Annotated in this window: 14 protein-coding genes and 2 pseudogenes; 13 read left to right on the top strand and 3 right to left on the bottom strand. The window is 41.7% G+C overall.

What is annotated here, in order from left to right; genetic code table 11:
• Nucleotides 1–38: 38 nt before the first annotated feature.
• The 4 genes from BHE18_RS05465 (at nucleotide 39) to map (ending at nucleotide 2,801) form a co-directional block, all read left to right on the top strand.
• A complete protein-coding gene (locus BHE18_RS05465; RefSeq protein WP_071617598.1) occupies nucleotides 39–695 on the top strand; it encodes a type 1 glutamine amidotransferase domain-containing protein in 657 nt (218 codons plus the stop codon).
• A 200-nt stretch (nucleotides 696–895) separates the two neighbouring features.
• Nucleotides 896–1,270 carry a CidA/LrgA family protein gene (locus BHE18_RS05460; RefSeq protein ID WP_071617597.1) on the top strand — a complete coding sequence of 125 codons (375 nt, stop codon included), beginning with the start codon at nucleotides 896–898 and terminating at the stop codon, nucleotides 1,268–1,270.
• On the top strand, nucleotides 1,254–1,940 hold the full coding sequence (locus BHE18_RS05455) for an LrgB family protein (RefSeq protein WP_071617596.1): 687 nt from the start codon (nucleotides 1,254–1,256) through the stop codon (nucleotides 1,938–1,940). Before BHE18_RS05460 ends, BHE18_RS05455 begins: the two co-directional genes overlap by 17 nt.
• Nucleotides 1,941–2,057: 117 nt before the next feature.
• Nucleotides 2,058–2,801: a type I methionyl aminopeptidase gene (gene map / locus BHE18_RS05450; RefSeq protein ID WP_071617595.1), complete on the top strand. Its 744-nt coding sequence runs from the start codon at nucleotides 2,058–2,060 to the stop codon at nucleotides 2,799–2,801.
• 46 nt (nucleotides 2,802–2,847) lie between these two features.
• On the opposite strand, the gene BHE18_RS23140 is transcribed toward map, so the two are convergent.
• On the bottom strand, nucleotides 2,848–3,003 hold the full coding sequence (locus BHE18_RS23140) for a hypothetical protein (protein WP_171910659.1): 156 nt from the start codon (nucleotides 3,001–3,003) through the stop codon (nucleotides 2,848–2,850).
• Between the two features lie 328 nt (nucleotides 3,004–3,331).
• On the opposite strand from BHE18_RS23140, the gene BHE18_RS05445 reads away from it, so the two are divergent.
• The 7 genes and pseudogenes from BHE18_RS05445 (at nucleotide 3,332) to BHE18_RS05415 (ending at nucleotide 11,702) form a co-directional block, all read left to right on the top strand.
• The gene (locus tag BHE18_RS05445) at nucleotides 3,332–4,126 is read left to right on the top strand and encodes a 3D domain-containing protein (RefSeq protein ID WP_071617594.1); all 795 of its coding nucleotides are present in this window, start codon (nucleotides 3,332–3,334) and stop codon (nucleotides 4,124–4,126) included.
• A 260-nt stretch (nucleotides 4,127–4,386) separates the two neighbouring features.
• Nucleotides 4,387–4,980, top strand: a complete 594-nt coding sequence (locus BHE18_RS23840) for a 3D domain-containing protein (protein ID WP_071617593.1) — start codon at nucleotides 4,387–4,389, stop codon at nucleotides 4,978–4,980.
• Between the two features lie 275 nt (nucleotides 4,981–5,255).
• Entirely contained in the window at nucleotides 5,256–6,785 is a 1,530-nt protein-coding gene (locus BHE18_RS05435; RefSeq protein WP_071617592.1) for a glycine betaine uptake BCCT transporter, read from the top strand.
• Between the two features lie 251 nt (nucleotides 6,786–7,036).
• Nucleotides 7,037–7,114 (top strand): annotated as a pseudogene (locus tag BHE18_RS23580) (YjcZ family sporulation protein); the annotation flags it as partial.
• Nucleotides 7,115–7,264: 150 nt separating this feature from the next.
• Entirely contained in the window at nucleotides 7,265–7,891 is a 627-nt protein-coding gene (locus BHE18_RS05425) for a lytic transglycosylase domain-containing protein (RefSeq protein ID WP_083573628.1), read from the top strand.
• A 139-nt stretch (nucleotides 7,892–8,030) separates the two neighbouring features.
• Nucleotides 8,031–9,323, top strand: a complete 1,293-nt coding sequence (locus tag BHE18_RS05420; protein WP_071617590.1) for a globin-coupled sensor protein — start codon at nucleotides 8,031–8,033, stop codon at nucleotides 9,321–9,323.
• 129 nt (nucleotides 9,324–9,452) lie between these two features.
• Entirely contained in the window at nucleotides 9,453–11,702 is a 2,250-nt protein-coding gene (locus tag BHE18_RS05415; protein WP_071617589.1) for a DEAD/DEAH box helicase, read from the top strand.
• Nucleotides 11,703–11,759: 57 nt separating this feature from the next.
• Here the strand turns inward: BHE18_RS05415 and selD are convergent, their stop codons facing one another.
• Complete coding sequence (gene selD / locus BHE18_RS05410; protein WP_083573626.1) at nucleotides 11,760–12,812, bottom strand: selenide, water dikinase SelD; 1,053 nt, start codon at nucleotides 12,810–12,812, stop codon at nucleotides 11,760–11,762.
• A gap of 203 nt (nucleotides 12,813–13,015) precedes the next feature.
• Here selD and BHE18_RS23920 point away from each other — a divergent pair.
• A pseudogene (locus BHE18_RS23920) lies at nucleotides 13,016–13,204 on the top strand (Rdx family protein); the annotation flags it as partial.
• A 35-nt stretch (nucleotides 13,205–13,239) separates the two neighbouring features.
• Here the strand turns inward: BHE18_RS23920 and BHE18_RS05400 are convergent.
• Nucleotides 13,240–13,647: an Hsp20/alpha crystallin family protein gene (locus tag BHE18_RS05400; RefSeq protein WP_071617587.1), complete on the bottom strand. Its 408-nt coding sequence runs from the start codon at nucleotides 13,645–13,647 to the stop codon at nucleotides 13,240–13,242.
• 100 nt (nucleotides 13,648–13,747) lie between these two features.
• Between BHE18_RS05400 and selA the strand changes: the two genes are divergently transcribed.
• Nucleotides 13,748–15,178: an L-seryl-tRNA(Sec) selenium transferase gene (selA, locus tag BHE18_RS05395; protein ID WP_071617586.1), complete on the top strand. Its 1,431-nt coding sequence runs from the start codon at nucleotides 13,748–13,750 to the stop codon at nucleotides 15,176–15,178.
• Nucleotides 15,179–15,213: the final 35 nt, after the last annotated feature.

Here is a 15,213-nt window from a genome sequence, read left to right as displayed (position 1 = left end):
ATGTACACAAAGAAAAGTTGTTTTTGGAGGGTTTATAGATGAAAAAGATATTAATGGTATTGACAAATGCAAGCAAAATCGACGATGAACATGAAACAGGCTTATGGCTGTCAGAGTTTGCAGAACCATACGAGGAGTTTACAAATCAAGGGTTTGAAGTTGATGTAGCCAGTTTGAAGGGTGGCAGGATTCCACTTGACCCAAACAGTCTGGATGATGAAAATGTCGAAACTTGGAAAGGAATCACCAAAGAACTCGATCAAACACTGGTCCTTTCCCAGCTGAATGTAAATGAGTATCATGGAATCTTCCTGCCTGGAGGTCATGGAACGATGTTCGACCTGCCCGACAGCCCGGAACTGAAGGATGCTTTGGCTCATTTTGCAGAAAATAATAAAGCGATCGGAGCTGTTTGTCACGGTCCAGCCGGATTTACAGGGACAAAGTTATCAAACGGTAAATTCCTTGTTGACGGAATCAGCATGACTGGATTCACAAACGAAGAAGAACAGCAAACGGGTCTGGATTCTTTAATGCCCTTCCTGCTGGAAACAAAGCTTCGCGAGCAAGGAGCGCAATTTGAAAAGTCGGAAGCATGGAGTGAACATGTTATAACAGACGGTAAATTTGTTACGGGTCAGAATCCGCAATCAAGTCAGGCAACGGCTGAAGCATTCGTAAAAGTTCTATCTTAATTTTCAATCTTGTCCTGACTTTAGTCAATACTCCACAGAGTTCAACAAATCAATAAAATTAAAAGATGGTCCCCGCACTTTCGGAGGATCATCTTTTTCGCGTTTCAAGTGATTTATATTCCCATGAAACAACCATATTAATTCTATCCCTGCCATATGGTAAAATCTAATGGGGACATTTAAGCGATAGGAGCATGATAATGATCAGAGTACTTATACAGATTATGACTTTATGTTTATTTAATGAAGCAGGAAAGTGGATTGCTGACTTCTTTCATATACCAATACCCGGAAGTATCATCGGAATGATGATACTATTTTTACTATTATTCACACGAGTTTTTAAAGAAAAGATATTGATTGAGGGAGCGAACTTTTTCCTGAAGTACTTCTCATTTTTTTTCTTGCCATTATCAATAAGTGCTATGGCACTTGGTCCATACCTCTCTGAATTTGGATGGAAGCTTATCCTGATTCTCCTCCTAAGCGTGTTAGCAGGATTCACAGCCACTTCTGCATGGGTTCAGGGTTTTATTCGAATAAGGGAGAAAAAAGCTTATGACAGCACTCATTGAAGGTATCGGGGCAATAGGATTAACGGTCTTGTACTTTAACCTCTCAATAAAAGTGCACCGTCTTTGGACCAGCCCGGTCACCATCCCCATATTCTTGAGTTCATCGGGACTTATTTTTACATTGATTCTTTTCGATATACCATACAAGGCTTACAAAGAAGGAACCGAAATCATTACTTACCTGCTCGGTCCTGCCACAGTCGCGCTTGCATATCCATTGTATCAGCACCGTAAACTTATTCTGCGTCACTGGCAGCCTATCTTATCAGGCATCATGGCAGGAAGCGGAGTTTCCATGATTCTAACATATCTACTCGCCTCATTTATGGACATACCTGCAGAGTTCAACCGTTCTTTACTAGTGAAAACGATCACTACACCGGTAGCTGTGGATATAGGAAGACTGATAAATGCAAAGGTTGAAGTGATACCCGCTGCAGTGATTGTGACGGGAATCCTTGGGGCCATGTTTCTGCCTTTTCTCAATAAACGATTAAAGATCACTCACCCGATCGCAAAGGGGCTGTCTTTCGGGGTCATTTCACATGGCATAGGCACGGCACAAGCACTAAAAGAAAGTGAACTTGAAGGTGCTGTAAGCGGAGCGGCAATGGCGTTAACTGCTGTTATCATGTCTGTTCTCATGCCGATTTTGTTTTTGTTTGTTTAGTGAAGCGATCATATTTCACCAGTAATAGACCGAGGTTTTATAGAGCTTTTCCTTTTAAAAAATGGCTGTATTAGGTATAGTAAGGGAAGATGAAATCAAATAGAGAAGGAAGATTGTATGATAGTAAAAACTGAAGAGGATTTACGAGCATTAAAAGAAATCGGCCGAATTGTGGCAATGATACGTGAAGAATTGAAATCTCACACAAAACCAGGCGTCACTACAAAAGAGCTTGATGAAATCGCAGGAAAGATGTTCAATGACAATGGAGCGATTTCCGGGCCAAAAGGGGAATATGAATTTCCCGGCTATACATGTATCAGCGTAAATGAAGAAGTGGCGCACGGAATCCCCGGCGACAAAGTGATTCAAGAAGGCGACCTTGTTAACATCGATGTATCAGGGTCGAAGAATGGTTATTATGCAGATACAGGCATCTCATTTGTTGTCGGTAAAGGCGATCCTAAACTTGCAGCTTTATGTGAAGCAGCGGTTAAATCTTTTGAAGCCGGCCTTCATAAAGCAAAAGCAGGGTCAAAACTGAATGGTATCGGCAAGGCAGTGCATAACGAAGCAAAACGAAATGGCTTTACAGTCATCAAAAATCTGACTGGACATGGTGTGGGCAAATCACTGCACGAGAAGCCGGATCACATCCTGAATTACTTCGACCCATGGGATAATGGGCTGTTAAAGGATGGAATGGTTATCGCTTTTGAGCCATTTATATCAATGAAAGCCCAGAATGTAATAGAAAAAGGCGACGGCTGGACATATATTACGCCTGATAAGAGCCTTGTTGCCCAAATCGAACATACTATCATCATTACTAAAAATGAACCGATCATCATAACTCAGTAAATAAGGGAGGGAAGTGCCTGAAACACAGGCACTTCCCTTTTTTAAGTTACACGATTTTCGTTTTGCCGCATTCCTGGCATTTCCGATAAAATTTACCGTCAAGCACGGTTGATTTAAATACGTTATTGCCGCATTCACAACGTCCCGCATGTTCGTCCGGTTCATCTCTATAGAGTACGATATTATCTTCTTGATTTTCCACAGGTTTTTACCTCCCATGCATTTCATATTTCTCAACCAGTATAAAGTGAAAAAAATATCTTGTTAAGTGTTTTCTTATTGTTGTTTATAAATTTCGGTAAGCTGATTATTATCCATAATAATCCACATAAACCTTTATTATCTACTTATAATGGTTTTTTATTCCTCTATAAGATAATTTATACAGGAAAACGCTTAATATTACAGGGGTGAAATATTTCTGACGCATCTTTATAATTTCCTTGTTATTGTATTGAGATTTTACTATGTTAGTATTTTCCCTGTTAGCAAAAATAAATAGTGCTAGCTACATAAGGAGGAATTTTTCTATGAAACTAAAAAAATCGATTATTTCTGTAGCTGCTTTCACTACACTTGCAGTTTCAGGTGGTGCGAGCGCTTCAGCACAAGAGATTGAAGTCAAAAAGGGTGATACGCTGTGGGGATTGGCGAAGGAATATGGCACATCTGTTGATCAACTGAAAACTTGGAACAATTTAGGTTCGGATGTTATTTTTCCCGACCAGGAACTTAAAGTATCATCTAAAGAATATTATACAGTAAAAAAAGGTGACACGCTGTGGGCCATTGCATCTAATTACGGTATCTCAGTGGACAATCTTCAAGGTTGGAATGCCTTGGAAAGTGACCTTATCGTTCCAGGTCAGGAATTGTTAATCAATCTGGATGATAAAGCACCTTCAACTCCTGCAAATACTTCTGAGCAAGAAGAGGCTGCACCTGCTCCTCAACCGGAAGAAAAACCAGAAGTAGCTCCAGAAGTTGAAGAAGCTTCAGCTGAGCCTCAACAAGAACAGGAAGCTGTCGCAAATGAACTCTCTGTGGAAGCTACTGCGTATACTGCGGATTGCGAAGGATGCTCCGGCATCACTGCTACGGGTGTGAACCTGAAAGAGAACCCTGATGCAAAAGTCATCGCGGTTGATCCTGACGTAATTCCACTTGGATCAAAAGTTTATGTCGAGGGTTATGGTTATGCGACTGCTGAAGATACAGGAGGAGCAATTAAAGGCAACCGAATCGATGTATTCATCCCATCTCAAGATCAAGCGGTAGACTGGGGAAGAAAAACAGTTAATGTTAAAGTACTTGAAACAAAATAATTTATATAGATTGCCCCATTGGGACATGTTCCCGATGGGGTTTTTTCATGTGCTAATTCTTTAACAGTCCCTGGATATCCAAAAGAAGGCATCTCTTGAATGGCCGTGATTAGAAAAGTCTCAATATTGCCGACTATTACAGCCGTGTTATCTAATTGTTATCTTATTATAAATAAATTGTTATATAACTGATGTATGTCTATGTTACCATTTCTTTTGTTGGTTTTAATCCATAACCACAAAAAGAGGAATTTTACAATATGATAAAAGGTATATTTTCCATTCTTTCCTTCGCGTTCATTCTTTCAATCGGACTGCCATCTGCATCAGCAGAAGAAGACGATAACACTGAGAAAGCACTTAATGAGTATCATAATATAGAAAAAGGCGATATCCTGTGGGAAATTGCGAATCGTTATCATTTTTCCATTGAAGAAGCAGATACCCGCCAGGAGTTGCTTGAAAAAGGGATTACTGTGAACGAAGAGGAAGCTAAGAGTGAAGCTGTAAAAGCTGTATCTGAAGAAAAGAACAGTAAGAATGAAAATACATCAGATGTCGTTAAAGAGGTCGATGTTACCGCGACAGCCTATACTGCTCACTGTGAAGGCTGTATCGGAATCACCAAAACGGGTGTTGACCTGATTGCGAACCCTGACGCCAGAGTCATTGCTGTCGATCCCGATATTATTCCTTTAGGTTCAAAGGTATATATTGAAGGATATGGATATGCTCGTGCAGAGGACACGGGCGGAGCGATTAAAGGGAACCGCATTGATATTTATATGCAGCATGAAGAAGACGCACTGGAATATGGAGTGCGGGACGTAAAAGTAAAAGTTATTAAAGAATAATGCAGGAAGGCGTCCTTTCAAGGGCGTCTCTTTTTAATGATCCAGCCCATATTTGATTCACAGTAGTGAAAATTACAAGAATGAAAACGTTCTATTCGCAAATAATAGGAAAATCAAAGGTTTTTGCTTGCATTCTTAAGTTTATTTTTGATAGGGTAACAACTGTTGGTTTCGAAAGCGGAAAAAAGGGAATAAGGAAATGGGCCTATTTCTGTTTTTACTTTCCGCACACATTTTTAAGAATACTTAAAAACAATTAAAGAAAGGAGATTTCTATGAAAAGAATATCAAATGTTTTTTGGATCACAGTTGTACTAGTTGCTGCAGCTGTAGCATATGGAGTGATCGCTCCGAAGTCCTTTGAGGACGTAACAGCAAATATGCAGGAATTCATTACCTCTACATTTGGATGGTATTATCTAATATTAGTAACTGTCATTGTAATATTCTGCATATTCCTGATTTTCAGCCCAATGGGAACGATACGTCTGGGGAAACCAGATGAAAAGCCTGAATACACAAAAGGCACATGGTTTGCCATGTTATTCAGTGCAGGTATGGGAATCGGACTTGTATTCTGGGGGGCTGCAGAGCCGCTTTCCCATTTCATGACGCCGCCGCTGGCTGAAGGAGGGACTAATCAGGCAAACAAAGAAGCGCTCCGCTATACGTTTTTCCACTGGGGCATCCATGCCTGGGGAATTTATGCGATTGTTGCATTGGCTCTGGCATATTATAAGTTCCGCAAAGATGAGCCCGGGTTGATTTCGGCTACCTTGAGACCAATCTTCGGTAACAAGGTGGATGGCATCCTGGGCACGATTATCGATGTACTTGCAGTATTCGCAACAGTTGTCGGTGTTGCCACTACACTCGGATTCGGTGCAGCACAGATAAATGGAGGGCTGTCATACTTATTCGACATACCGAATAATTTCACCGTGCAGTCCATCATCATTGCGATCGTCACTGTATTGTTCATGATCTCTGCGTGGTCCGGACTGAGTAAGGGGATCAAATATTTATCCAATACGAATATGGTATTGGCTGTCGGATTATTCATCCTTGTCTTTTTCATCGGCCCAACATTATTAATACTGAATATGTTCACTGACACCATCGGGGCATATATTCAGAATATCGCTGCCATGAGTTTCAGGATTGCTCCATTGAATCCAGAGCATCGTTCGTGGATAAACGGATGGACGATCTTCTACTGGGCATGGTGGATTTCCTGGTCACCGTTCGTCGGTATCTTTATCGCCCGTGTTTCAAGAGGAAGGACCATCCGTGAATTCCTTATCGGGGTATTGCTTCTGCCGGCACTGGTCAGCTTCCTTTGGTTCGCTGCTTTCGGTACTTCTGCGATCGAAGTACAGCGAGCTGGAACAGATTTGACTCAATTCGCTACAGAAGAAGTCCTCTTCGCTGTCTTTAACAGCTTTGAATGGTCTACCATCTTGTCGGTTGTAGCCATTACACTGATCGGTACATTCTTTATTACATCTGCCGATTCAGCAACATTCGTACTTGGCATGCAGACGACATATGGTTCATTGACACCGCCGAACTATGTAAAGTTAACTTGGGGGATTGCCCAATCTGTAGTGGCATTGATCCTATTATACAGCGGTGGATTGCAGGCCCTGCAAAATGCCCTTATTGTAGCGGCCCTGCCGTTCTCAGTCATTATGGCACTGATGATGGTATCGCTGTACAAGTCATTGAATCATGAAAAAAAGGAACTTGGCCTTTACATTAAACCTAAACCAAGGAAGAAAACAGAAGCCCATGAAAAAATATAAGCTAGAAAAGCGTCCAGACCCGGTCTGGGCGTTTTTTTATTTCTGGACATTTTAATCAATTTTTCCGCCTGATTGAAGAGAGGAAGCTTATCATACCGCGATTTAGAATTAAAAACATTTCAAATCTCAACAGTAATGATTAACCTACAATTTGTCCTATACATACAGTAATATCGTAGTTAGATAACTGGAGGTGACTGATTATGTATGGATACGGATACCCTGGATACGGATGCGGATACGGCGGAGCAGGATACGCGGGAGGCTTCGCACTAATCGTTGTTCTATTCATCTTGTTAATTATCGTTGGAGCAGCGTTTTGTTACTAAATAATCAAATTGGATGATCCGAAGAGCTCAGAAATGACTCAATCGGGTCATTTTTTTATTTGTATTGAAAAAGGGTACACTCTTTGATTGTATTAAAAACATTCTCATATTAAAATACTTAATGGAATCACATAGTTAGGAGGGGTGCCGATGGCGAAGAAACGTAAAAAGAAAAAAGCTGATTATAAAAAGAAACACGCCTCTCCCATCAAAATATTATTCATTCCTTTCTTCATTTTGCTGTTATATTTTTATCTCAATAATATAGTACCTTCTAATAAGCTGTCCTTATTAGGAAAGGAAGAAGTACCGTCTCAATACCTTCCAATTTATAAGGCAGCTGAAAAGGAATACGGTGTCCCTTGGAACCTATTGGCTGCCCACCACAGGGTTGAAACTAAATTTTCCACAATGAGTTCCCTGATTTCCCCTGTGGGCGCCGAAGGTCATATGCAGTTCATGCCATGCACTTTTGTCGGCTGGTCACACCCTTCTTGCCGCGATCTCGGAAAAGGGGATATCCCTGAAGACCAGAAAACCAATCCCGACATCATTGAAAAATATGGAGGTTATGGGGTGGATGCCAATGGGGACGGTGTTGCTGATCCGTTTCAAATTGAAGATGCAGTATTCAGTGCCGCAAATTATCTGGCTCGGAACGGAGCGGCTGACGGCGAAATAGAACAAGCTGTTTTTGCCTACAACCACAGTGATGAGTATGTGGAAGATGTTTTGTATTTCGCTGAAAAATATATCGAGGAAACTGAGGGGAACTGACATCAACATCATACAAAAGTCCCTTTTTGGTCATAAACTTTTCAAAAAACACCCTGCCTGAAAGGGTGTTTTTTGATATAGTAAAAACATAAGTTTTTTCCTTTAAAGGATATATTATACAAACAAAAGAGGGGTTTACGTGTTATTAAAAAAGAGAAAGAGTGTTCAGGCAACTAGACTAAAAGAATCAGCTTGGAAAAGTGAAGTATCGATCACTGTTTCAAAGGAAATGGAAGAGCAGCTCGAAATGATTCAGCTGACCGAGGAGGACTTGACTGTCCTGAAAGCCTGCCATGACGTCGTCGAGGAAAATATCAGGGAAGTTGTAGACGGTTTTTACTTTCCCATCGAACAAAATCCGACCCTTACATCCATCGTGAATAAATACAGTTCAATAAATCGATTAAAAGGTACACTCGCAATTCATATCACAGAGATGATGAATGGAAAAATTGATCAATCGTTCATTGACAAGAGAAGAAAAATTGCTAGGATGCATATCCATATCGGTTTACCCACCAAGTGGTATATAGCTTCCTTCCAGAACCTGCAGATGACACTTTTTCAAGTACTGTTTCGCGCTTATTCAAATGTCGAGGATTACCATAAAGTGATCAAGTCAGTAACGAAGATCTTAAATCTTGAACAGCAGTTGGTATTGGAGGCGTACGAATCCCAAAACGAACAAATGAGGGAAGATGCACGCCTGCTTAAGGAAAATGTCACCGCTAGTGTACAAGAGGCAACAAACGGACTTGCAGCAATCTCTGAAGAATCAATGGCCTCCCTTGAAACCATAACTGCTCGCATGGATCAGGTAAGTACGTTAAGTTCAGAAGGAACGGCAGCAATCGAACAAATCGGGGAATTTTCAATTGAAGGTAAAGAGAAAATGGGCCTTCAGAGAGATCATATGAGAAAAATCCTTTCTGATTTGGGAGAAATGTTGAAGGAAATCCATCAGCTTCATCAAATATCCAATCAAATTTTTGACATTGTATCCATTGTACAGACAATTGCTGAACAAACAAATCTTTTATCCCTTAACGCCAGTATAGAGGCTGCCCGAGCAGGTGAACACGGAAAAGGTTTTGCAGTGGTGGCAGAAGAGGTGCGTAAATTGTCTGATCAGACGAAAAGTTCGGTAACGAATGTTTCAGGGCTGATATCGGGGACAAAGGAGCAGGTAGACAAGATCTCAAGATATATTACATCCGTGGAAGGTCTTGCAAAAACCGGTATGGTTTCTACTAATGAAGCCCATGTGTTTTTTGAAGGGATAGTGGATTCGATCGACCAAAGTAAAACTAAAAGCGAAAAGGTTGAAGGAGAAATGAAAGAAATCTCCTGGGCTGTCGAAGAAATCTCACAGGCGATATCCCAATTGGCCCAGTCTGCTGACAAACTGAGCAATTTGACAACGGAATTATAACTTATCTCAAAAGGAAATTGGAGGAAACTCCGGTTTCTTTTTTTTGTACAGCATTTTAACTTCACACGTTCAAGGGGAATTGTTATGATTAAACTTTGTGTGGATTTTGTAACTGCAGGTGGTTGTATAATGAAAATTACATCTTTGATAGAAGAGTGGAGGACCGCTCTTGAGATAGAAATAGCGCATTTAAGAAAACGTGATTCTTCCGGGGTCTTTATAGAAGAAGGAAAATGCCTCAGGAAGGGTGACGCAGCTTTCATCTACTGGTTTACCCTTGTGTATCCCGTGTCCATTCCTGAAGGAGGGACGGTTACGTGTGAAACCCGGGGAAAAAAAGTGTCCGGAACAGTGATCAGTTCGGAAGAAAGGGAGTGTGTAATTGAGTTCGAACAGTTTATCGGAGACCCCATTACATCAGGGCAGCTCTTTCACGATCAGGGAGAACTGCTTGAAAAGCTGATTGAAAGGCTTGAAGAAGCAAAAGAAAGACATAATAAAGCCCTGAGAATCAGGGATATAATGGTCCCGCCCAAATGTACTTCACATAACAAAGCTTCAATTAAAAGCACACTGCATGAAGCCTACTTAAGGAGCAAATACAATCCGGTAACCTATCTGTGGGGGCCGCCGGGAACCGGTAAAACTTACACACTCGCCCGTGTTGCCTCTTACCATTATTCAGAGGGCAGGCGCATTTTACTATTGTCTCACAGCAATGCAGCTGTTGATGTATTAATAGAAGAAATATATCATTTCCTGTCCGCTCACGACCGCTGGAAATCTGGAGAAGTCATCCGATACGGCATCAACAGGAAATCATATCAGGATGACATAACTGATCTGAATGTGATACAGCTGTTGGAAAAGCAGGACCCGAAGCTTGCCGAAGAAAAGGGGAAAGTGGAAACGTATAGAAGGAGATTGAGAAAGAAGCTGTCATTAAACTTCTCAAGCTATGATTCAGAACGATTATCCCAATTAGAAGTACACTATCAAAAACTGAAGGAACAACTGAAAAGAAAGGAAGGGACGCTTCTTAATGATGCAATGGTGATTGGTACCACCCTGAGTAAAGCGGCCATCGACCCACTCATATATGAGGAGGAATTCGACCTCGTCATTGTGGATGAAGCAAGTATGGCCTATGTGCCTCAAGTGGCATTTGCGTCTACGATGGCAAAAAATATCATCATTTGCGGTGATTTCAAACAGCTGCCTCCCATTGCAGGAAGCTTTCATCCATTAGCTGAAAAGTGGTTAAAGGATGATATCTTTCACCTGTCAAAAGTAGCGGATTCGGTTGAAAAAGGGAGCGGACATCCTCAATTACTGCTGCTTCCTGAACAAAGGCGAATGCATCCGAGCATATCTGCATTTACCAACCGCCATATATATCACTCCAGAGTTGGCGATCATCCAGATGCCGCACAGATGAGAGACGGCATTCTCGGAAGTGAACCATTCTCCGGAGAAGGAAGTATTTTATTTTCTTTAGAGGAAGGATCAGAATGGGGAGTTACCGACCGGGGCTCAAGATGGAACATCTTTTCAAGTTTTATCACCTTGATTCTCGTCATCAGGGCGCTGAATGACCGCAACATTTCAATAGGGATCGTCACCCCCTATCGCGCGCAGGCAAGATGGTATAATCTACTGATTCAAGAACTGATTGAACCCTTCTTCCCGAAAAACAAAACCAATCTTTATGCTGCTACAGTTCACGGTTTTCAAGGATCTGAAAATGATATGATCGTCTTCGATGCTGTAGATGGGACTGCACATGAAAAGGTTGGTGCGCTCTTTACAAAGAAAGGAAGCGACAGGCTTATCAATGTGGCTGTGACACGAGCCAGAGGGAAGTTCATCCTGGTTGCAAATGATGCATTTTTCAGAAAAAAAACCAATGCCGGCCAGCCCATCCATCAATTAATTGACTTCCTTGACACGAAAGGTTCTGTAAAACAGGGAATTGATGTAATTGATTCCAACAAAAGTCCAATAAAGAAATTCACATGGTATCCTGTAACTGATTCGGGAAGGATTCATAAAGATCTCTTGGCATGCAAAGAGGAAATCATCGTCAATGTTGATAAGTTGAGCGACATACCATTCAAAATGTTAACTATTCTATCGGATGCAAGTAATAAGGCAACGATAAGAATGCTATGTAAACATGATGATCTGGGTGATCACGATTTTATAGTAGAAGAGCCTGCGTCCCCAATCCCTTTTATCAGTCTTGATAAGAAAGTCATGTGGTTTAATTGCTTTCCGGCTGGAGGGGGAAAAAGGCACCTTTTGCAAATAAGGATATTTTCAAAAATGATTCATCATCATTTTTTCAAGCTTATAAACAAAAACGCCCGGAAAGTCTGACTCCAGGCGTTTTTGTTTGGCTATTTCTATTCTTCGCCTTCGGAAATCGGATAACACCTATTTGGTGACATAAAGGCGTTTATCTGCTGTTTCTGTAACTTCCCCGATAATCCACGCATTGAGTGAACGCTTTTTCATTTCCTTCAGATATTTTCCGGCTTGTTCTTTCGGCAGGCTGATCAATAATCCGCCTGATGTTATTGAGTCACACAGAATCAATTGATCTTCAAGGGTCAGACCAGGGTCAAAAAGGACATCATCTCTCAACCATTGATGGTTGGCTTTCGATCCGCCAGGGATAATGCCCTCCAAAGCCAGTTCTTTCGTACCCGGCAGCTGCGGGATGGAATCATAGGAAATATGCAGGGTTACTTCACTTCCGCTTGCCATTTCAAAGGCATGGCCCAATAGACCGAATCCGGTTACATCCGTCACGGCATTCGCAGGATAATCCTTAAGCACCTCAGAGGCTTCCTTATTTAACGTCCTCATTGTATCAATCACTTCATTTTCCTGAGCTTCTGTAACAGCCTGGCGCTTAATCCCGGTCGTTAATATCCCGACACCGATAGGCTTCGTCAGTACAATGGCATCCCCTGGTGCCGCACCAATATTGGTCCAGTATTTCTTTGGATGTACGAGTCCCGTGACGCTAAGCCCGAATTTGGGTTCCTGGTCATCAATGGAGTGTCCTCCCACTGTGACGGCCCCTGCTTCCGCCACTTTACTCTGAGCACCGGCAAGGATCCTGGCCAGCACATCGCCACCCAGCTTTTTAATGGGAAATCCGACTATATTCATGACGGTTTTCGGCCATCCGCCCATTGCATAAACATCGCTCAAGGCATTTGCTGCAGCGATTTGACCGAACAAGTATGGATCATCGACCACAGGAGTAAAGTAATCAACTGTTTGAACAAGAGCGATCTCATCCGTTAATTGATAGATTCCCGCGTCATCGGAGGATTCATTTCCAACTAGTAATTCTTCATGTTTTTTCTGAGGGGGCAGCTGACGCAAAACTTGCGCCAAGTCGCTCGGACTTAATTTGCATCCTCAGCCGGCTTTTGATGACAGAGAAGTCAAACGGATGATTTCTTCTTTACTCATTGCATTCACTCCTTTATGTATAGATACACATATTGTACAGGAAAGATAAGAGATGAGGCAAAATATAAAGAGGCCTTTCATTGTGATTTGCATCAATAAAAGGCCTGCTTTAAAATGAAAGAAAATACGAAAGAAAGGTGGTTTCCTTAATGGATAACCTAAATATCAAGATTGAGTTCTGCCTGAGGTGAAACTACTCACCAAAAGCCGCGAGTTTCGCGGAACAGTTATTTACCCATTTTAGATATGATATTCCAGAACTATTGCTGATTCCATCCTCTGGCGGCGCCTTCGAAATCACAGTAGGCGAAACCAAAATCTATTCCAAACTTGATACAGGAGTCTTTCCTGACGTAAATGACATCATCTCTAAAATTGAAGAGATGCGATAACCCTGAAAAGCCTGGATTCTCCAGGCTTTTCCATATTATATGGAGGGGCTGTCTTCATTACAAATTCCCTGAACACGGATGACCAATGATGTGTTCTCCTTGCATTCCTGCTTAGGAACATTGATTTCAATTGTATGGTGCTCCAAAGAATAGGTTAAATCCCGCTGCTTTAGACAAAAAGGGAACTCAACATATCTGCTTCTCGCTTTTAATTCATTTTTCAATCTGATTGATATAATGAGCCGGTGATCCCTCTTCATCAAGATCAATTCATCCGGACAAATATTTTCTGTTTCCACTTCCACGATGAACGCATCTGTCGTGTCCAGGAAGTCAATTCGGAATTCCTTTTCATCTAGCCGAACTGTATCGGGATCCAACAGCCAATCTTTCATTCGCTCTTCCCAGTTCTCTAAATAAAAATTTTCCCTTTCCTTACTCATTTACATCTGACCCCTAACTTTCTCTTTTACACATTCTATTCTTTCTGCATTAATTGGTGAGGGTGTTATAATGGGGAAAAAGCAGTAAAGGAGGGTAATCATGAAAGAACTGCTGAGAAAGATACCCCCGATCCATGAAGTCCTTGAAACCGGCGGATTCAATCGATTTATTGAAATCAATGACCTTTCCTCCAATCAAGGAAAAGAACTGGTGAAAGAAAGCATAGCAACGATCAGAAAGCACATTCTTGAAGGAACTTGGGAGGGACCGCCGCCCGACACCAAAGGCTTTCTTGACGCAATGTTTATGCATGCGGGAAAAATAAAAAGGAAAAAATATTCGATATCTTTACATAGAATCATCAACGCAAGCGGGATCGTCTTACATACGAATCTTGGCAGGGCCAGGATTGGAGCTGAAACGATTGAACATATAAGCATTGTTGCAGGTTCATATAATAACCTTGAGTATGATATTGATGAGGGTAAAAGAGGAACGCGCCACACTCATGCAGAAAAATTCATTTGTGAATTGACTGGGGCTGAGGCTGCCATGATCGTAAATAATAATGCTGCAGCTGTATTCTTCATACTGTCTGCTCTTGCGAAAAATAAAGAAGTGATTGTGTCCAGGGGGGAACTCGTTGAAATTGGAGGGTCCTTCAGAGTTTCTTCGATCATGGAAGAAAGCGGGGCAAAGCTTGTTGAAGTGGGCACTACCAATAAAACGCACTTAAAGGATTATCAAGGCCATATAGGAGAAGATACTGCGATGATCATGAAAGTGCACCAGAGCAACTTTGTTATGAAGGGTTTTACTTCAGCTGTTGAATCGGCAGAGCTTGCAGGGCTGACAAAAGAGTATGATCATGTGCTGTATTATGAAGATTTAGGCAGCGGGGCACTTTTTGATTATTCGAAGTATGGTATTGGAGAAGAACCACTCGTAAGCGATGTGATCGAGAAAGGGGCCGACCTCGTTTCTTTCAGCGGGGATAAACTGCTGGGCGGTCCCCAAGCGGGGATCATAGCCGGTAAGAAAGAAGCTGTTGATCTGCTAAAGAAACATCAGCTCGCACGTGTACTGCGTGTTGACAAAATGACCATTGCAGCACTGGAAATGACCCTTCTTCACTATTTGAAAAAAGAGGAAGATAAAATCCCTGCCGTATTCGGAATCACCCGGCAGAAAGAAGATATCCATCAGCAATCGATGAAACTGGTTGAGCAGCTTAAACACCGGAACGTTTCATTCATTCTTGAATTGAGAGAAGGCACAAGCAAAGTAGGAGGCGGGACCATGCCGGAAGTTGAACTCGATACATATCTTGTTTCTATTCAACATAATCATATTCCAGCCAATGAAATTCATAAAAGACTAAGGATGCAAGATCCCGGAGTCATTACCAGGATACACCAAGATCACATACTTATCGATCTCAGGACCGTTAGCCCTGAGGAACATGACGAAATCCTGGAAGCTCTCGTGGAACTCAACGGTCAAATTGAAAAGGACTTACCTTTCAGCTAAACAAAAGAGGCACTTTCGGATAACGAAAGTGCCTC

Source organism: Rossellomorea aquimaris (genome assembly GCF_001877785.1).
Taxonomy (GTDB): Bacteria; Bacillota; Bacilli; order Bacillales; family Bacillaceae_B; genus Rossellomorea; species Rossellomorea aquimaris_A.
This window is presented reverse-complemented; position numbering and strand designations above follow the sequence as displayed.